We start from the raw sequence: 18,372 nt of genomic DNA, 5'->3' as shown, positions 1-18,372 counted from the left end.
CTGGGTTACTCGGCGAGCGTCCCGACGAGCAATGCCTGCGCGGCGAAGTACGAGGCGAGCACCCACACCTCGACGGCTCGTCGCCGCGCCGGGTCGCTCATCAGATGACGGCGGTTGAGGATGCTCAGATCCGAAGCCAGGAACAACAATCCGCCGACGCGCAGAGCGGGTTGCCCGGTGGGTGCGGAAGCGGCGAGCGCCGACATGGTCGCCAGCGTGTTGCCGTAGGGGCCGAGAACCGACAGCAGTCGGGGTCGGTGGTAGCCGATGACCGCCGCCGACTCGGCGAGTGCGAGCATTCGCGGGGCGACGTCGGGCACCCGTGGGCGGGCTCCACGGCGCCACAGCAGCGTGCAATACGACAGCTGCGCACCGGCGAACAGTGCAGCCCCCAGCGCCAGCCGGGAATCCTTGGCGCTCAACGGATGAGCGAGAGGCAGACGAGTGTGGTGATCCTCCGGGGCGGCCGGGGCGAACTCCTCGGCGAGCATCGCGCGATCGCCGGCGGCCGAGAACGCGACCGCGGCGCCGAGCAGTGCGTTGTCGACCGGTGTCCGTGTGCGCCAACCACGACCGACCTCGGCCGCCAGCAACGCCAGTGGTACGGGTTTGGTGAGTGCGGCGGCCCGACGGGACCCGTAGGCGCCCGCCACTGAGGCGACACCCGCGGCGAGTGCGTAGGGTAGGCGCCTCACCGCATCAGGCCGGCGACGAAGTCACGGGTGTCGTTGTCCGACATCGAGGTTGCCTGGCGCTCGTCGAGGGTCAGGTAGGTGCGACCGGAGACACGCCGGTCGGCGGTGCGGGCGTCGTTGATGTACTTCAGGGTCAGCGGCACAACCACATTCGGGTCCTGCAGGGTCTGTGTCATCAGCACCGGCCGGGTGAACCCGCTCGACGGCAGCGTCGACGCCGACGACAGGATGGTGGTCAGCGTCGAGTTCTGGGCCAGCGGCCTGCTGAACAGCGACCCGAGCGAGAGCCCGGCAACCTCGCGCGTCAGATCGCCGACACATTGGTTCTGCGCCTTGGTCATCCACGCACGTCCGGCGTCGCTGAGGTAGCCGTCGAGACCGACCTCGGGGTGTGCGGTGCGGATCGCGGCAAGGGTGTACAGCGCGTCGGACACCCATCCCGGCGGTGCGGTCAGAGTCGTCGTGGGACCGAGATTGCTGAGCAGAGAAGCGAAGTCGGCGGGAATCGACGTCGCCGCGCTGCCACGGTAATCGAGCTTCGGGCCCTGCAGTTTCGGCGCCGAACGAGCCAGGGCGATCGCCGCCGACGCGCCCTGCCCTTCACCGACGACGGCCCACCGGGCGGAGAGCTGATCGGAGATGTCCCGGCCGGCGCGGACCGCGTCGACGATGTTCCGGGCCGTCGCCTCGACGTCGTAATACTGTGGCGTGCCCGTGGTTCCGAGGCCGGCGTAGTCGGTGCCGACCACGGCATAGCCACGGCGCAACCAGGTGCGCAACGCGTCGAGGTCGGTGTCGGTCGGGTGAACGGACGGGGCGCAGGTGTCGGCGAGACCGCGAGAGCCATGCGCCCACACCACGATTGGGTAACCGCCGGCCGGGGCTGCCTGCGGTGGCAGGTAGAGCGATCCGGTGCTCAGGTGCGCGGCACCGTCGGCGCCGACGCTCCAGTAGGTGAACTGATTGCCCTGACGCGCCCCGGCGAACAGGTTCGACCCGGGGATCTGTCGGTTGGCGTAGACGGTTCCGGCCTGCTGTCCCGCGCTCGCCGACGGCATGCCCGTCGAGGTGGTGGCATCGGCGGAGGGACCCGCCGACGGGGTGGTCGAGGTGGCCTCGGTGGTGGAGTCGGAGCCCGGCGCGGCATGCGCCAGGCCGATCACCGAGCCGGTGATGCCCGCGGACACCACCACCGCGGTGGTCGCGAGGGCGGTACCGAGTCGGGTGCGTCTGGCGACCCAGCGGGGCCGGCGCCGCAGGGTGATCATGAGGTCGCGTCGACGATGCCGACGGCGGGCAGGAAGAAGCAGGACTGCGATCCGTTGCGAGCCGTGCCGTAGACCGCGGACAGGATGGTGCCCTTGCCGGTGTCCACCGGCGCCAGTCGAATGGCGCCGAGGGCCGGGAGCATCTTGGTCAGCAGTGCCGCCTGCGGGTTGTCGGTCAGTGACTGCAGATCGGCGAAACCGCCCTGCAGGGTGCTGGTGTTGAACCAGGCGACCTGGATCTTGCCGTCGGTGACCGGAGAGGCCGGCACGAATGCGTATCCGGTCTGACCGTCGCGGACCAGATTGATCGGTGCCAGCGGTGGGACCTTGACACCCGGGATCATCTGCAGGATCTGGTTGATCGGGGTCGTCGGCTCGGACTTCATCGGCCACGGCCCGGCGACCGCGCCGGCTCCGGCGGTGACCAGTCCGAGCGGGTTGTCGGCAGTCGGTGCGGCGCAGAACGGTGCGATCGACGGGGTGAACGTCTGGATGCCGGCGGCGCGCAGGACGGCCAGCGGGTCGGCGACCGTGTCGACGTCACGGCGCGCGGAGACCTGGGAGGTTCCCGAGGAGAGTCCGCCGAGCGGCAGTTGGCCCAGCAGGCCGGTGATCTGGTCGGGGGAGATCTGGCCGAGGCTGCTCTTGACGGCCTCGGCGGCCTTGAGCGCCATCTGATCCACGCCGGCCGCCTTCAATTTGCGGACGGCGTCGGCGAGTTCGCTGTCGAGCGGGACCGCGCCGAGTTCGATCTGGTTGATCAGGTCACCGATCTGGTCGGTGGGTGAGGTGGTGGCCGTTGCGCGCGTGGTGGGGGCGTGGGTGGTCGGGGCATGCGGTGCGAGTGCCGGTGCGGCGTGTGCCAGTCCAGCACCGCCGCCCAGGGTGATCGCGGTCGCCAGGGCGATACCGCTCACGCCGAGACCCCATCGCCGGTGCGGATGTCGCGCCGAAGGCGTCGGGTGCGGAGACTGCGACGACGATGACGTCGAACGTGGCGCAATGGACATGGCTCTCCTCAGGCGGCAACTCGCCCGCAACCAGTGGGGCGAATGTGACAGATGGTGCTCAAGTTAAAAGAAAGCATGAGGGTTGCCGGATCGACAAGTCGCGAGTCCGAGTTGTGATGCGCCCGCGACCGTGGGGATATGCCCGTCAGAACGCCAACGCCCCGGCCGAGAGGCCGGGGCGTTGGCGTGGCAGCAGAGCGCTCAGATGATCGCGATGCCGATCGTCGGTGCGATCGTGCACGAGAGGACCCGGCCCTTGGTCTTGGTGGTGACGTCGCCGTAGATGGTGGAGATGATCCGGCCCTTGCCGGTGGCCGCGATCCCGGTGAACGTGCCCGGTCCCGCCGCGACATTGATCTTCTCGTTGCGCTTGAGTTGCAGCTGGCCAGTGCGGCCGTTGTCGATGTTGAGCCAACTCACCCAGAGCTTGCGGACCGGGCTGTTGACGGCCGGACCGGTGCCGAGGCTGGTGTAGACGTAACCGGCCTCGCCCCTCTTGGGTCCGGGCGCGGGCGCGGCCTGCGGACCCGCGGTCACCAGAGCCCGACCCAGGGAGTTACCGTTGCCCGGCATGCAGCCGAAGCCCAGTGTCGGATACAGGAACTCCTGGATACGCGGAGCGTTCGGGCCCTGCGGGATCACCGGGTCACCGGGCTTGGCCACGCGGGTCTCGGCGGCCCGCTGGGCGGCGAGTTGCTGACGCCCCGGCTCACCGAGGAAATCGGTGATCTGCTTCCAGATGTCCTTGATCTGTGGGGGCAGCGCGGGATTGTCGGCGAGAGTTTGTGCTTGCCGCAGCAGGTCGGCGTTGACCTTGCCGTCCGGACCCGGCGTGGTGACCGCACCGATGATCGCCGGTGCGAAGGCTCCGAGGGAGTCGAGCGTGCGCTGATCCGGGGTCGGTGTCTGCTCGTTCGGTGTCTGCGGGCTCGGGGTTTGCGGGCTCGGGGTCTGCGATGTCGGCGCCGGGCTGGTGGGTGCCGCCATGGCGACGGCGGGGATGGCGAGCGACGTGGCGATGGCCACCGCGGTGGCGGCGATCAGGCGTCGGGATCGGCTCATCGGTGCTTGCAGGCGCACGAGGCGAGGTCCTATCAAAGTCGGTGTGCGCCGAGATCATTCACGGCCCACGCTGGCGTTCTCTGGCTCCGACGTCCCCCCGACACCCTCGAGCACTGCGGCGTGCCGAGTAATCGGACCCGGCGCTCAGTGAGCACACCGCGGACGTCGCCGGTCATTCTAAGCCCCTCGGGTGGGGCGGTGTCCAGGCAGCCTAACTCCGAACGGTTGTGACAAGTGAGGCAATTGATGCAATTGTTACTGTTGGTGTCACGCGGGCTGGGCTCGTGTGGGCACTGATCACCTGGTTAGATCAACGCGGGCGTGCAATGCGGCCGCGCGTCGGACATCGGCAGAACCGGTGACCGGTGGGTGCCCCCGCCGAGCCCGTCCACCCGATTGCCGCGTCACCGTCCAGGGGAGCCCGTGAGTCACTTCAGCGAGTCCGTGCGCAGATCCGTCCGAGCCGGCGCGTCGTCGCTGCGGCGCGTGGGGATCGCTGCCGTCGTCCTCGCCGCAGGCGCCACCCTGGTGACCGCATGCGGTGACGATGCCTCGTCGTCGGCGGATGTCGTGATGCTCACCCACGATTCGTTCAGCCTGCCGCAGTCGGTGCTCGACAGTTTCCGCACCGACACCGGGCTGAACCTGAAGATCGTGAAGTCCGGCGATGCCGGCACCCTTGCGTCGACGGTGTCGCTGACCCCCGGATCACCCAAGGCCGACGTCGTGTATGGCATCGACAACACCTTCGCCTCCCGTCCGATCGATGCCGGGGCACTCGAGTCCTACAACCCTCCCGCCGCCGCCGACGGCGCCGTCCAGTTCGCGGTGCCGGATTCGAACAATGAACTGACCGCCGTCGACCGTGGCGACGTCTGCCTCAACATCGACGACAAGTGGTACGCGAGTCACCACCAGCAGCCGCCGACCAGCGTGCGCGATCTGCGCAACCCCACCTACGCCGCGCAGGCCGCGCTCATCGACCCGAGTACCTCCTCACCCGGAATGGCTTTCCTGCTCAGCACGATCGGGATGTTCGGCAACGACTGGAAGTCGTACTGGCAGGACGTGACCAAGGGTGGAGCCGCCATCGATTCCGGATGGGAGATCGCCTACAACCAGCAGTTCAGTGCCGGAGAGGGCAAGGGGCCCAAGCCGATCGTGTTGTCCTACGCGTCGTCGCCCGCGGCGACACCGGGCACCAGCGCGCTTCTCGACGGGTGCTTCCGTCAGGTCGAGTACGTCGGAATCCTCAAGGGCACCAAGAACGTCACCGGTGCACGCAAGGCCGTCGACTTCATGCTGAGCCCCGCCGTGCAGAAGGCGCTCCCGTCGTCGATGTATGTCTATCCGGTGCAGAAGAACACACCGTTGCCCGACGGCTGGGCCCAGCGTGCGCCGTTGCCGCAGTGGACGGTCAGCATGCCGCCGAAATACGTTGCCGAGAACCGCGAGTCGTGGCTCGAGCAGTGGCGCGCCGCGGTCGGTCGTTGATCGATCCGTCCACCGAGACGACCCGCGGGGAACCGTCCCCGCCGGGGCCACCGCGTGACGGTCGGCAGATTCGACGTCGGCGTGCGATCGTGCCGGGACGCATCGCCACGCCGGCTCTGCAGGCGATCCCGATGGTGTTCCTCGGGGTGTTCTTCCTATGGCCGGTGGCGGCCCTGGTGCGTCGGGCGATCGATGTCGGGACCGCCGGTGATTCGCCGGTCGCATTGCTCGAACGCACCCATGCGTTGCACCTGCTCTGGGTCACCCTCGGCCAGGCCGGTGCGTCGACCGTGGTCGCAGCCGTCGTTGCCGCGCCGATCGTGTGGCTCTACGCCCGGCTGCCGGGATCGGGATCGGTGGTCCTCACGGTGATCGTCACCGTGCCCTTCGTCCTGCCGACGGTCGTGGTCGGGGTGGCCTTCCGGGCTCTACTGAACGGTCCGCTCGCCGGCCTCGGGATGGGCAGCGGGTGGCCCGCGGTGCTCGCCGCCCACGCTTTTCTCAACGTCGCCGTCATGGTGCGGGTGGTGGGAGCGGCCTGGCGCTCGCTGGATACCCGCACCGAGGAGGCGGCCCGTGTGCTCGGTGCGACCCGGACCCGGGCCTGGTGGTCGGTGGTCGCACCGCGGCTGGCCCCCGCCGCCGGTGGTGCCGCCGCCCTCGTGTTCTTGTTCTGCTCCACCAGTTTCGGGGTGATCATCATCCTCGGCGGAGGTGCCCTGCGGACTCTGGAGACCGAGATCTACACACAGGCGATCGGCTACTTCCGGCTGCCGGAGGCGGTGATGCTGTCGCTGCTGCAGATCGTCGTGGTGGTCGCCGTGTTGCTGTGCACCCGGATCGTCGCCCCGGGTGGCGCGTCCGGCGGCGCAGGCGCGCGGCGTCGGCCGTCGGCGATCGCCGGCATCGGATGGATACCGGTGGTCCTGGCATGGGCGTGGACGGTGCTGGTTCTGGTGGGACCGATTGCGGTGCTGGCGATCCGGTCGGTGCGTCCGACCGTCGGCGGATCGTGGACACTTGCCGGTTATCGGGCACTGTCCGAACCGGTGAACGGCGTGACGCCGCTGGACACGTTGCGGTATTCGCTACTCAGCGCGATCCTGGCCATGGTCATCGCGTTGGTGGTCGGTGGCCTCGCGGCGATCACCCTGCATCGGTCACGTGGTGTTGCCGGCCTGGTGGGGAACGCGATCGCCATGATTCCCCTGGGGATCAGTGCGGTCACACTGGGATTCGGGTACCTGATCGTGTTGGCCGCCCTGCCGGCCGAGATCGCCGCCTCACCGTTGGTGATCCCGTGCGTACAGGCGCTGATCGCGATCCCCGTCGTCATCCGCATCGTGATCCCGGCGCTGGAATCGGTACCCGAGCGATTGCGCCAGGCCGCGGCGGTCCTCGGTGCCGGGCCGTGGCGGGTGTTCCGCACCGTCGATCTTCCGCTGATCGGCCGATCGCTCGGTGCCGCAGGTGGTTTCGCTTTCGTCATGGCACTCGGGGAGTTCGGTGCGACGAGCTTTCTCGCGCGCGCCGACACCACCACCCTGCCGGTCCTGATCGGATCGGCCCTCAACCGCCCGGGTGCCACCGAACTCGCCACGGCGATGGCTGCATCGATGGTGTTGGTGGTCGTCACCACTGTCGCGGTGCTCGCGGTGGAGATCTTCCGACCTCGCTCGGGGACACTGATCTGATGCTGCAGATCGAGAAACTGAGCGTCGCGTATGGGGCCGAAGCGGTCGTCAACGGGCTCGATTGGTCTGTGGGCGGCCAGGATTCACTCGTCACCGCGCTACTTGGGCCTTCCGGATGCGGCAAGTCGACGTTGATCCGCGCGGTCGCCGGACTGGAGCGACCGACCGCCGGGACGATCCGTTTCGACGGAAGCGATCTCGCCGAGATCGCCACCCACCGGCGGGATTTCGGGGTCGTCTTCCAAGACGGTCAGCTTTTTCCGGGACGCACGGTGGCCGCGAACATCGGCTACGGACTGCGCGTTCGGGGGTGGTCGAGAGCCGACATCGCCGCTCGGGTCGGCCAGATGCTCGAACTCGTACGACTCCCCGGCGTCGAGAAACGCCGCGTCGAGTCGCTCTCGGGTGGTCAGGCGCAGCGGGTGGCGCTGGCGCGCGCGCTGGCTCCCCGGCCGCGGCTGCTGCTCCTCGACGAGCCGTTGGCCGCCCTCGACCGCCGCCTCCGTGACAGCCTGGCTGTGGAGATTGCCGAAATCGTCCGTGCCGCAGGCACTCCGACGATCGTCGTCACCCATGACCACACAGAGGCGGCATTGATGGCCGACTCCGTCGCGGTGATGCGCGATGGCGAGATCGTCCAGACAGCGCGACCGGCCGGTCTGTGGTCGGCGCCGGCGGACGAGTGGACGGCGCGATTCCTCGGGTGTACCACGATCATTGATGGCCGCAAGAAGCGAGAAGGTCTGGCCGACACCGTCTTCGGATCACTTGCCGTCGATCTGCCGGAAACGGGCGCGAGGTTGGGTCTGCGGGCCGAGTCGGTGCTTGCCGAGCCGGCCGAAGATCGTGACACAGAGGAGAGCGACACGACATCGGGTGCAGTCGGCACGGCGATGGTTGTCGCCGACCTACCCGGAGGTCCTCGCGTACGGGTGGCCACCGATCACGGTGAGATCGACGCGATCGGCGCCGGTGCGATCGCGGTCGGCGACCGGGTCCTGGTGCGGTTGATTCCCGACCGGGTCGCGGTGATCGGACGATGAGACGCCGGCACGTGCTGGCCGGTGCCATCCTCGACTCCTCGGGCACGCGGATATTGCTGGCGCGACGGGCGCGGCCGGTCGAATTGGCCGGTCTCTGGGAACTGCCCGGCGGAAAGGCCGAGGTGGGGGAAACCGACGAGGAAGCCTTGCGTCGTGAGCTCGCGGAGGAGCTGGGTATCGCCGTCGGCGTCGAGTTCGAGCTACGCGATCAGGTGGTGCTCTCCGACGAGCTGGTGTTGATCGCCCGCTGGGCGCGCGTGATCGCCGGCGAACCCACTGCGCGTGAACATCAGGCGGTGCGGTGGGTCGATGCGGAGGAACTGTCGACGCTGTGTGACGAGGGCCGCCTGGTCCCCGCCGACACCGTGTGGGTTCCGGAACTGGTGGCGCGGCTACGCCGCGCCTGATCCGCGCCGACAGCGCCCTCCACCTCGCCGACGGCACTCTCCAGCTCGCCGACGGCGCTCTCCACGTCGGCGATAGCGCTCACGGTGTTGCCGTCGGTGCCTGCGGACGGCGTTCGGCGTAGGAATTCTCGTAGGGTCGCCCCGCCATTGCCGCGAGTTCGATCATCAGGCGGTCGGTGGCGCTCCGTAGGTCGTCGTCTGCCATTGCCTGGTCGACGGGAACTGGGAATCCGATGACGATGTCGACCCGATGCGGGCGCCACATCAGACGACCCGGGGGATTTACCCGCTCGGTGCCGCGCAAGGCAATAGGGACCACCGGCGCGCCGGTTGCCCGGGCAACCCGCATCACGCCGGTATGGCCGCGGTGCACGCGGCCGTCGCAACTACGAGTCCCTTCGGGATGGATGGCCCACGCGCCACCTCTCGACACCAGGCTGGTCGCCGTGGCCAATGTGGTGGCGGCACGGTCCCCACCGGATCGATCGATGGGAGTCTGACCGGCCGCGAGAAAGAACCATCGCTGCATCCGCCCGCGCAAGCCCGGTCGGTCGAAGTACTCGCTTTTCGCGACGAAGGTCAACCGGCGGGGGAGGACCAGACACAGAAGGAGCGAGTCGATGAAGGCGCTATGAGTGGCCGCGACGATGACCGGACCAGTCGGGGGTAGGAGATCGCGGCCGACGATCCGAGGGCGACAGGTCACCAACAATGCCGGCCCGATCAGGACGTACTTGAACAGCCGGTACCACATGCGCATTTCCCCTGTGCTCGTCGATGAAAGGACCGTTGAATAGGCGTAGACACTGTCTACGCGCCCATGGTAGACAATGTCTACATGGTTGCTGCCGACGAAGCGAAACCCTCTGACACGACACGTTCTCGTCTGGTGGCGGCGGGAGTGGAGTTGCTCGAGAGTGACGGGCTCGCGGCACTGGGGGTGCGGGCGATCGCGAGGAGCGCGGGTGTGTCTCACGGTGCCCCACGGCGGTACTTCCCTACGCATGCGCAACTCCTGGCCGCCGTCGCTCGTAGCGGACTCGACGACCTTGGTACGGAGATCGCGCCGGTACTGCGAGACCGCTCAACGCCTCCGCGGGATCGACTCGTCTCCGCGGCGAACGCGTACGTCGGCTTTGCCCGACGCCGGCGCGCGATGTTCGAGCTGATGTTCCGCCACGACATTCTCGACGGGGCCGGTGGCGACCTGCGATCGCTATCGGTACCCATGATCGCCGAATTGCACTCAGTCGTTGCGGAATTCGTCGGTGATCATCATTCGTGGACCGCCACCGTCCGTTTCTGGATGTCCATTCACGGGTTGGCCGTGCTGGTGGCCAATCGTGCGCTTGAACCGATGGCAGCGGTGGTCGAGATCGACGTCGAGGCGTTGGTGATCGGTGCGGTCGACGCCATTGCGTAGTCGCTCCGCGTGGTCACAGCGCTGTCGGCGTTGGGACGGGCGCTGTCGGCGGTGGGACGGGCGCTGTCGGCGAGGGATCGGTCAGGCGGCCCGTGCCTTCTTGAGGGCCTTGCCGAGGTCCTTCTTGCTCATCGAGTCGATGTCGAGTTTGCGCATTCGCGCGATGACGACCGGGCAGCGTACGCAGCGGGTCTTGGAGCGACAACACTTCTTCTTGGGCTTGAGGTCGGCGACCTTTGCCGGGTTTTTCGTGCCCATGCGGTGACGCTAGCACCGGCTGTTCACCCACTGACACTCCGCTGTGATCGCGGTCTCTCCCGCGGACCCGATACGCTGTTAGCCGTCGTCAGTCTGCCGGCGCCGGTTCCGCGTGCGCCGAGTGACCGCCCCCGTACACGAAAGAGATCTCAGTGAGCCCTGCTCCCAACTTCCGCAACGTCGCGATCGTCGCGCACGTCGACCACGGCAAGACCACGTTGGTCGATGCGATGCTCCGACAGTCCGGGGTGTTCGGCGAGCGCGCCGAGCTCGTCGACCGCGTGATGGATTCCGGTGACCTGGAGCGCGAGAAGGGCATCACCATCCTCGCCAAGAACACCGCGGTCCACCGTCGTCAGCCCGACGGCACCGAGGTCGTCATCAACGTCATCGACACCCCGGGTCACGCCGATTTCGGCGGTGAGGTCGAGCGTGGTCTGTCGATGGTCGACGGGGTCGTGCTGCTGGTCGACGCCTCCGAGGGCCCGCTGCCGCAGACGCGGTTCGTGCTGCGCAAGGCGCTCAGCGCGTCGTTGCCGGTGATCCTCGTGGTCAACAAGACCGACCGTCCCGATGCCCGAATCGCCGAGGTCGTCGAAGAAACACACGATCTGCTGCTGGATCTGGCCTCCGACCTCGACGAGGAGGCCGCGTCGGCGGCAGAACAGGTGCTCGACCTGCCCGTCCTCTACGCCTCTGGTCGCGCCGGTATCGCCTCAACCGAGCAGCCCGCCAACGGTGAGGTGCCCGACGGGGAGAACCTCGACCCGTTCTTCGACGTCCTGCTCGAGCACGTGCCCGCCCCCAAAGGCGATCCCGAGGCGCCGCTACAGGCCCACGTGACCAACCTCGACGCTTCGCCGTTCCTCGGTCGTCTCGGGCTGGTGCGTATCCACAACGGCACCCTGAAGAAGGGGCAGACCGTCGCCTGGTGCCGTGCGGTCACCAAGGAGGACGGGACGCTCGAGCCCGTCATCGAACGCGCCAAGATCACCGAACTGCTGGCCACCGTCGGTGTCGAGCGCAGTCCGGCCGAATCCGCTGTGGCCGGTGACATCGTCGCGATCGCGGGCATCCCGGAGATCATGATCGGCGACACCCTCGCCGACGCCGAGAACCCGGTCCCGTTGCCGCGCATCACGGTCGACGAGCCGGCGATCTCGGTCATCATCGGCACCAACACCTCGCCGCTGGCCGGTCGGGTCAAGGGCCACAAGCTGACCGCGCGCATGGTCAAGGATCGACTCGACACCGAGCTCATCGGCAACGTCTCGCTGCGCGTCGTCGACATCAACCGGCCCGACGCCTGGGAGGTGCAGGGTCGTGGTGAGCTCGCGCTGGCCATCCTGGTCGAACAGATGCGTCGTGAGGGCTTCGAGTTGACCGTCGGCAAGCCGCAGGTGGTGACCCGCCGGGTCGACGGCAAGGTGCACGAGCCGTTCGAGCACCTCACCATCGACGTGCCCGAGGAGTACCTCGGCGCGGTGACCCAGCTGCTCGCCGCCCGCAAGGGGCGGATGGACCAGATGAACAACCACGGCTCGGGCTGGGTGCGCATGGAGTTCACCGTGCCCTCCCGCGGCCTGATCGGCTTCCGCACCGACTTCCTCACCGAGACCCGTGGTACCGGTATCGCCAATGCCGTCTTCGACGGGTACGCCGCGTGGGCCGGCGAGATCCGCGCCCGGCACACCGGGTCGCTGGTCAGTGACCGTGCGGGTACCGTCACGCCGTTCGCGATGATCCAGCTCGCCGACCGCGGCACGTTCTTCGTCAATCCCGGCGACGACACCTACGAGGGCCATGTCGTGGGCATCAACCCGCGTGCCGAGGACCTCGACATCAACGTGACCCGCGAGAAGAAGCTGACCAACATGCGGCAGTCGTCGGCCGATGTGATGGAGACCCTCGCCAAGCCGATGCATCTCGAGCTCGAGGGCGCGATGGAGTTCTGTGCCGCCGACGAGTGTGTCGAGGCGACTCCCGAGGTGGTGCGGGTGCGTAAGGTGCATCTCGATGCCACCACCCGAGCCCGTGAGCGTTCGCGCGCCAAGACGCGGGATGCCGCGGCGGGCTGAGTCCCGTACGCGGTCGGGTGAACGTGGTCGTGGTCTGGGGGTGAGTGGATTCGTGATGGACGTGGGATGTGAGCGGTCGAGGCGGCGTCGTGTGACGCATTCGGCCGGGCGATCGCTCCTGCTCGTCCTCACGGTCCTCGCGGCGGTGCTCGGGGTGGCGGCGTGTACCGCCAACCCGCCGCCGCCCGTGCGGGACACCGCGACCCCGCAGACGCCGACCGAGTATCCCGACGGCAAGACGATCTACGTCGCCACCGACTCGATCGGCACGGGCTTCAATCCGCATCTGGGCGCCGACCAGAATCCGGTCACCACGGCCATCGCCGCGATGACCCTGCCCAGTGCGTTCCTTCCGGTGCAGACGCCCGACGGTGTTGTGTGGCAACGCAACGACGCGCTGGTGACCTCGGCGGAGGTCACCTCGACCGCGCCGTTCACGGTCACCTACCGCATCCACACCAATGCGCAATGGTCCGACGGTCTGCCGGTCACCGGAGACGATTTCAACTACCTGTGGCAGCAGATGTCGCGACAGCCGAATGTGGTGGCGCCGGCCGGTTATCGGCTGATCGACTCGGTGACCTCCAGTGCGGGGAGCAAGGTCGTCGAGGTCCGCTTCGCCCAGCCCTATCCGCGGTGGCGCGAGCTGTTCACCAACCTGCTGCCCAGCCACGTGCTGCGTGGCACCCCGGCCGGTTTCCAGACCGGCATGGACTCGGGAAAACCGGTGTCGGCCGGTCCTTTTCAGATCTTTTCGCTCGACCCCACCCGTGACGAGGTGCGGTTGATCCGCAACGACCGCTACTGGATGACGCCGTCGAAGCTCGATCAGGTGGTGTTGCGCCGGGCCGGTACCGACTCGCAGATGATCGATTCGATCCGTTCGGGTGGCTCGGCGCTGGCAACCGTCGGCGCGGGCCCGGCGACCGCGGCCGAGCTCACCGCGGTACCCGGGGTGACCGATCAGCGCGGCCCGACCGCGCGGGCCCTCACGGTCAGCGTCAACGCGCGTACCCCGGTGATGAATCGGGTGGAGGTGCGGCGCGCGATCCTGTCGATGATCGACACCAACCTCGCCACGCTCGCCGGTGCGGGTGAATGGGTGGTGCAGCAGTACGCCAACACCGTGTACGCACCGTCGGACCCGGGGTATTTCCCGGTGAACCGTCCACGCCCGGCTCCGCAGGCGATCGACGATCTGCTCGCCGCCGCGGGATACAAGCGCACGCCACCCGCTCCGGAGCCCCCGACATCCGGTACGCCCAGCCCATCGGGTTCGGCCGGCCCGTCGAGTTCGGCGAGCCCGAGTAGCTCATCCGCACCGAGTAGCAGTACCCCGACGGCGGCGGCGCCCAGCGTTGCCCCGGTGCCCGACGGCGTCATCCCGTACGAGAAGGACGGCCAGGACCTGACGGTCCGGGTCGGGGCGATCAGCGGTGACCCCCGGTCCACGTCGGCCGCGGCGAACATCGTCGATCAACTGCGTTCCGCCGGTGTGCGCGCCGGGGTGGTGTCCCTGCCCAACAGCGACCTCTACGGCGTCGCGTTGACCGATTCACGCATCGATCTCGTCGTCGGGTGGACGGGGCTCGGTGTGCCCCCGGCGGCGGCGCTGGCCTCGCAGGTCGACTGCGATCAGCCCAAGCCCGGGACCGCGCCGTCGCTGTCGACACCCCCGACGCCCACCAGCGTCGCACCCAGCCAGGACGCGTCGGGGGCGACCACCGTGTACGCCAGCAACATCTCCGGGGTGTGCGATCCCGCGCTGATCTCCCTTGCCCGCGATGCGCTCTCGGCCGACGACCCGACGCCGATGCTCGCCGAGGCCGAACCGTTGCTGGCCGATCAGGCGATCTATCTGCCGCTCTACCAGGACAGCATGCTCGTGGGGGTGACGCCGGCGGTGACCGGTGTGCCGCTGTCCGGGCCGATCCAGACCTCCATCTACGGCACCGCCGCCACCTGGGACATCAAATGACCGAACCGTCCGAGTCGGCAGGACGCCGACTGCTGCTGCTGCACGCCCACCCCGACGACGAGACCATCATGACCGGCGGCACCATCGCCCGGTATCTCGACGAGGGTGTCGACGTGCGCGTGGTCACCTTCACCCTGGGTGAAGAGGGCGAGGTGATCGGTGATCGCTGGGCGCAATTGGTTGCCGACGGCGGTGCCGATCAGCTCGGCGGCTACCGCATCCTCGAATTGACCCGGGCGCTCGAGGCGCTCACCCCGCCCGGTCGGCCACCGCTCACCCCGCGATTCCTCGGTGGCGCCGGACGCTGGCGGGACTCCGGGATGGCCGGGACGCCGTCGGCGGAGCATCCGCGCGCACTGGCGCAGGGCCCGTTCGACGCGGTCGTCGCGGCGCTGGCCGACGAGATCGCCGAGTTCGATCCGCAGGTGGTCGTCACCTACGACACCGCGGGCACCTACGGACATCCCGACCACATGACGGTGCACGAGGCCTCGGTCGCCGCGCTACCGATCGCGTCGAGGCGGACCGGAACCGAGTACCTGGTGTACGAGTCGGTCACCGAGGCGAGCGCACTGCGCGCCGGTCTCGCCACGGCGGCCGACCGCGTTCCCGACGGCTGGCGGATGCCGCATGACACCGAACTGCCCAGCTACCCCGACGATCGGATCACCACCGCCATCGACGTCGGCGGGGTGTATCAGCGCAAGGTCGATGCCCTGGCCGCGCACGCGACGCAGGTGACGGTGGCGCCGTCGCGGACCGAATACGCCTTGTCCAACAACATCCTTCAGCCGATCTTCGACGTCGAGCACTTCATCTTGCGCAGCCCCGCACCGGAAGGGCCCGCTGCCCGCAACGACGATCTGTTCACCCCGCAACGCCGTCCCGCACAGGCGCGACCGTGACCCGCGTGCTCGACCGCTTCCTCCTCGCGATGCTGATCGTCGACGGTGTCGTGGTCGGGCTGGGATCGGTCGCGTTCTGTTACCTGCGGTTCTGGGGACAGCCAGTTCCGGTCATCGCCATCGTCGCCGGCCTGGTGAACGCGATACTGCTGTGGCTGGCCGCGCGCACCACCGACTCGCCGCTGCGGTTCGCGCCGTTGGCCGCGTGGGTTCTGGTTCTGCTGGTCGCGGCGTTCACCGGTCCGGGTGGCGACGTGGTGCTCTACCTCGGTGGCACCACCGTTCCCGCGACGCTGATGTTGGTGCTGTTCGGCCTCGGCATCCCGGTGGCGCTCATCTGGTCGGGCCGGCTGCCACGTCCGGACGCCTGAGCGCCCCGAGCCACCCCGGGCGCCGGGGACCCTGCGGTTAGAGTGGGTCCATGGTTTTGCGCGCGTGGGCGACCGATCATCGGGCGCCCGTCGAGCGGGTCGCCGCGGCGCTGGAGCGGTTGTCCGCCGCCCCGGTGGGAACGCCGGCCGACCTCTCCGACGACGAGTGGATCGCGCTGCTCGGCGCCGACGGCGATCTCCTCGACGAGCTGTGCGCGCACGCCGACGCGGCCCGCCGTGCGGTCACCGACCCCGAGGCCCTCACCTACGTGGTGAATCGCAATCTCGACACCGCGGTGGCCGCGAGCCTGACCACCGACCCGTCGCTGGAGGATCTGGTCGTCGAGGCCCACGGGCTCGGGGCGACCGAGATCTGCATGCAGGGGCCACTGCCCGCCGATGCCTCGGCCGAGGGGTACCTGCGCCTGATCGAGCGGATCACCGCCGCGGCGCCGGTCCATCTGCACGCGTTCCGCCCACCGGAGATCCGCGTCGCCGCCGCCCGGCTGGGCATCGACGTCGAGGAGTTCCTGCGCCGCGCACGCGGCGCCGGACTCGGTTCGGTGCCGGGGACCGCGGCGCAGATCCTCGACGACGAGGTTCGTGCGGTTCTCGCACCGCCCGGGACCGAGTACACCCGGGACGGGTGGATCGAGGTCATCTCCGCAGCGCACGAGGCGGGACTGTTTTCGACGGCGACGGTGTTGTACGGGCATGTCGAAACGCCGGGCCACGTCCTCGCCCATCTGCGGACCCTGTGCGGGATCCAGTCGCGTACAGGCGGGTTCAGTGAGCTCATCCTGATGCCGATGGTTGCCGACAACACCCCACCTCATCTGCGGTCGGTCGCGGTGGCGGGCGCTTCACGCCGCGAGACGCGGGCGATCCACGCCGTCACGCGGCTGGTCACCCTGGGTCGGTTCGACCACATCCAGGTCGCCTGGACCAAGCTCGACGCCGACGTCGTCGACGAGGTGCTGCGGGGCGGGGTCGACGACATCGGCGGGATGCTCCTCGACGGCGCGATGATGCCGTCGGCCGGACCGGAGGCCGGTCGGGTCCTCGACTCCGAGCGCCTCGCCGGATTCGCCGAGCGCGCCGGCCGAACGCCGGTTCAGCGGACCACCGCTTATCGGCAGCCCGGCGACCGGCCGATCCTGCACCGGGCAGGCCGGTGACCGCGGCCGCACCCCAGGTCGACGTCGCGATCGTCGGGGCGGGTTTCGCCGGGCTGGGGATGGCCACGCATCTGGCGCGGCGCGCGAGGGAATCGTTCGTGGTCCTCGAACGCGCCGACGCGGTCGGCGGCACCTGGCGAGACAACATCTATCCCGGCATCGCCTGCGACATCCCCGGTCACCTCTATTCGTTCTCGTTCCGTCCCCCCGCCGACTGGTCGGCGGTCTATCCCGCCGGCGCCGAGATCCGCGCCTATCTCGACCGGCTCGTATTCGACGAAGGGCTCACCGACCACATCCGACTCGGCCGCGAACTCACTTGTGCGACATGGGATGCCGAGGGAGCTCGCTGGCATCTGGTCACCGAGGGCGTTGACGGTGCGCAGTCGCTGACCGCCCGGATCCTGCTGCTGGCCGTGGGCCGGTTGTCGGAGCCGAGAATCCCCGACATCGAAGGCCTCGACGACTTTCCGGGGGCCGTGGTCCACACGGCCGCCTGGGAGCCCGACCTCGATCTGGCGGGCGCCCGGGTCGGGGTGGTCGGTACCGGGGCGTCGGCGATCCAGATCGTGCCGCATGTGGCCGCCCGCGCCGCCGAGCTCGTCATCTTCAGCCGCACCCCGCCCTACATCGTGCCGCGGGAGGATCGTCAGCTCGATCCCGCCGAGCGTGCCGAGCTCGTCGATCCGCAGCGGGCGGCCGCACATCGAAACGAACTGTTGCGCAACGCCGACGCCGCGTTCGCGCAACGTCTGCGCCGCCGTCCCGACATCGACGAGATCCGGGCGCGGGCATTGACCCACCTGCGCGCGCAGATCCCCGATCCGGTGCTGCGTGCCGAACTCACCCCGGACTACGAGATCGGTTGTAAGCGAATACTTCTCAGTGACGATTTCTATCCGACGCTGTTGCGTGAGAACGTCGTCTTCGAGCCGGGGGCGCTCGAATCGGTCGTCGAAGCCAAGGCGCGCGCGTCCAGCGGTCGCAGTCACGAACTCGACATCCTGGTGATGGCAACGGGTTTCGAGGCGGCACGACCGCCGGTCGCCACGCGCGTGCACGGCCGGGACGGCGAGTTGCTCGCCGACCACTGGCGGCACGGCATGATCTCCTATGCCTCGACCGTGGTCGCCGGGTTCCCGAACATGTTCGTGCTCGACGGCCCGAATGCGGCGCTCGGCCACAATTCGGCGATCTACATGATCGAGACGCAACTCGATTATGTCGTCGGCGCCCTCGATCACATGGCCGAGGCGGGGGTTGCCGCACTGGAGGTCACCGCGGACGCCGAGGCCGCGTACACCCGGGAGATCGACGACCGGAGTTCCGATACGGTGTGGTTGACCGGTTGTGACAGTTGGTATGTCGATCCCGAGAGTGGTCGGCTGACACTGCTCTGGCCGGGTACGGCGTTGTCGTTCCGAGAGCGCAACGGCACGTTCGAGCCGGAGCCGTTCGTCACCCGATCGACAGTGGCCACCACCAGCGAACGAGGGGAGTGAGCACCC

The 18,372-nt window shown here is 68.7% G+C and carries 17 protein-coding genes; 11 read left to right on the top strand and 6 right to left on the bottom strand.

The window, feature by feature from the left end; genetic code table 11:
- Nucleotides 1–5 precede the first annotated feature (5 nt).
- The 4 genes from GOPIP_RS01180 to GOPIP_RS01165 form a co-directional block, all read right to left on the bottom strand.
- The gene (locus GOPIP_RS01180; protein ID WP_006367661.1) at nt 6–695 is read right to left on the bottom strand and encodes a lysoplasmalogenase family protein; all 690 of its coding nucleotides are present in this window, start codon (nt 693–695) and stop codon (nt 6–8) included.
- Nucleotides 692–1,963, bottom strand: coding sequence for an alpha/beta hydrolase family protein (locus GOPIP_RS01175; protein ID WP_006367660.1), 1,272 nt, complete (start codon nt 1,961–1,963; stop codon nt 692–694). Before GOPIP_RS01175 ends, GOPIP_RS01180 begins: the two co-directional genes overlap by 4 nt.
- Nucleotides 1,960–2,973: a hypothetical protein gene (locus tag GOPIP_RS01170; protein WP_035726817.1), complete on the bottom strand. Its 1,014-nt coding sequence runs from the start codon at nt 2,971–2,973 to the stop codon at nt 1,960–1,962. Before GOPIP_RS01170 ends, GOPIP_RS01175 begins: the two co-directional genes overlap by 4 nt.
- Before the next feature lie 201 nt (nt 2,974–3,174).
- A complete protein-coding gene (locus GOPIP_RS01165) occupies nt 3,175–4,035 on the bottom strand; it encodes an Rv1157c family protein (RefSeq protein WP_020170705.1) in 861 nt (286 codons plus the stop codon).
- 423 nt (nt 4,036–4,458) lie between these two features.
- Between GOPIP_RS01165 and GOPIP_RS01160 the strand changes: the two genes are divergently transcribed.
- The 4 genes from GOPIP_RS01160 to GOPIP_RS01145 are packed head-to-tail and all read left to right on the top strand — an operon-like array spanning nt 4,459 to nt 8,673.
- Nucleotides 4,459–5,529: a thiamine ABC transporter substrate-binding protein gene (locus tag GOPIP_RS01160; RefSeq protein WP_006367657.1), complete on the top strand. Its 1,071-nt coding sequence runs from the start codon at nt 4,459–4,461 to the stop codon at nt 5,527–5,529.
- Nucleotides 5,505–7,223 carry an ABC transporter permease gene (locus tag GOPIP_RS01155; RefSeq protein WP_014360623.1) on the top strand — a complete coding sequence of 573 codons (1,719 nt, stop codon included), beginning with the start codon at nt 5,505–5,507 and terminating at the stop codon, nt 7,221–7,223. Before GOPIP_RS01160 ends, GOPIP_RS01155 begins: the two co-directional genes overlap by 25 nt.
- Nucleotides 7,223–8,266 carry an ABC transporter ATP-binding protein gene (locus GOPIP_RS01150; protein WP_006367655.1) on the top strand — a complete coding sequence of 348 codons (1,044 nt, stop codon included), beginning with the start codon at nt 7,223–7,225 and terminating at the stop codon, nt 8,264–8,266. Before GOPIP_RS01155 ends, GOPIP_RS01150 begins: the two co-directional genes overlap by 1 nt.
- Nucleotides 8,263–8,673, top strand: coding sequence for a (deoxy)nucleoside triphosphate pyrophosphohydrolase (locus GOPIP_RS01145; protein WP_006367654.1), 411 nt, complete (start codon nt 8,263–8,265; stop codon nt 8,671–8,673). Before GOPIP_RS01150 ends, GOPIP_RS01145 begins: the two co-directional genes overlap by 4 nt.
- A gap of 79 nt (nt 8,674–8,752) precedes the next feature.
- Here GOPIP_RS01145 and GOPIP_RS01140 read toward each other — a convergent pair whose 3' ends face one another.
- Nucleotides 8,753–9,427, bottom strand: coding sequence for a lysophospholipid acyltransferase family protein (locus GOPIP_RS01140; protein ID WP_006367653.1), 675 nt, complete (start codon nt 9,425–9,427; stop codon nt 8,753–8,755).
- Nucleotides 9,428–9,493: 66 nt separating this feature from the next.
- Here GOPIP_RS01140 and GOPIP_RS01135 point away from each other — a divergent pair, with 66 nt between their 5' ends.
- The gene (locus GOPIP_RS01135) at nt 9,494–10,096 is read left to right on the top strand and encodes a TetR/AcrR family transcriptional regulator (RefSeq protein ID WP_006367652.1); all 603 of its coding nucleotides are present in this window, start codon (nt 9,494–9,496) and stop codon (nt 10,094–10,096) included.
- Between the two features lie 81 nt (nt 10,097–10,177).
- Here GOPIP_RS01135 and GOPIP_RS28965 read toward each other — a convergent pair whose 3' ends face one another.
- Nucleotides 10,178–10,354 carry a hypothetical protein gene (locus GOPIP_RS28965; protein WP_006367651.1) on the bottom strand — a complete coding sequence of 59 codons (177 nt, stop codon included), beginning with the start codon at nt 10,352–10,354 and terminating at the stop codon, nt 10,178–10,180.
- A 152-nt stretch (nt 10,355–10,506) separates the two neighbouring features.
- Here GOPIP_RS28965 and typA point away from each other — a divergent pair, with 152 nt between their 5' ends.
- The 6 genes from typA (at nt 10,507) to GOPIP_RS01105 (ending at nt 18,366) form a co-directional block, all read left to right on the top strand.
- Nucleotides 10,507–12,432, top strand: a complete 1,926-nt coding sequence (gene typA / locus GOPIP_RS01130; protein WP_006367650.1) for a translational GTPase TypA — start codon at nt 10,507–10,509, stop codon at nt 12,430–12,432.
- A gap of 91 nt (nt 12,433–12,523) precedes the next feature.
- A complete protein-coding gene (locus GOPIP_RS01125) occupies nt 12,524–14,410 on the top strand; it encodes an ABC transporter family substrate-binding protein (RefSeq protein ID WP_006367649.1) in 1,887 nt (628 codons plus the stop codon).
- Nucleotides 14,407–15,315 carry an N-acetyl-1-D-myo-inositol-2-amino-2-deoxy-alpha-D-glucopyranoside deacetylase gene (gene mshB, locus GOPIP_RS01120; protein ID WP_006367648.1) on the top strand — a complete coding sequence of 303 codons (909 nt, stop codon included), beginning with the start codon at nt 14,407–14,409 and terminating at the stop codon, nt 15,313–15,315. Before GOPIP_RS01125 ends, mshB begins: the two co-directional genes overlap by 4 nt.
- The gene (locus GOPIP_RS01115; RefSeq protein WP_006367647.1) at nt 15,312–15,686 is read left to right on the top strand and encodes a hypothetical protein; all 375 of its coding nucleotides are present in this window, start codon (nt 15,312–15,314) and stop codon (nt 15,684–15,686) included. Before mshB ends, GOPIP_RS01115 begins: the two co-directional genes overlap by 4 nt.
- Before the next feature lie 50 nt (nt 15,687–15,736).
- On the top strand, nt 15,737–16,864 hold the full coding sequence (locus GOPIP_RS01110; RefSeq protein ID WP_006367646.1) for a hypothetical protein: 1,128 nt from the start codon (nt 15,737–15,739) through the stop codon (nt 16,862–16,864).
- The gene (locus GOPIP_RS01105; protein ID WP_006367645.1) at nt 16,861–18,366 is read left to right on the top strand and encodes a flavin-containing monooxygenase; all 1,506 of its coding nucleotides are present in this window, start codon (nt 16,861–16,863) and stop codon (nt 18,364–18,366) included. Before GOPIP_RS01110 ends, GOPIP_RS01105 begins: the two co-directional genes overlap by 4 nt.
- The last annotated feature ends 6 nt before the right edge of the window (nt 18,367–18,372 follow it).

Source organism: Gordonia polyisoprenivorans NBRC 16320 = JCM 10675 (assembly GCF_000241325.1).
In the GTDB taxonomy this organism is placed as follows: domain Bacteria; phylum Actinomycetota; class Actinomycetes; order Mycobacteriales; family Mycobacteriaceae; genus Gordonia; species Gordonia polyisoprenivorans.
Note: the sequence above shows the minus strand (reverse complement) of the source record. Positions and strands in the feature narration are given on the sequence as shown.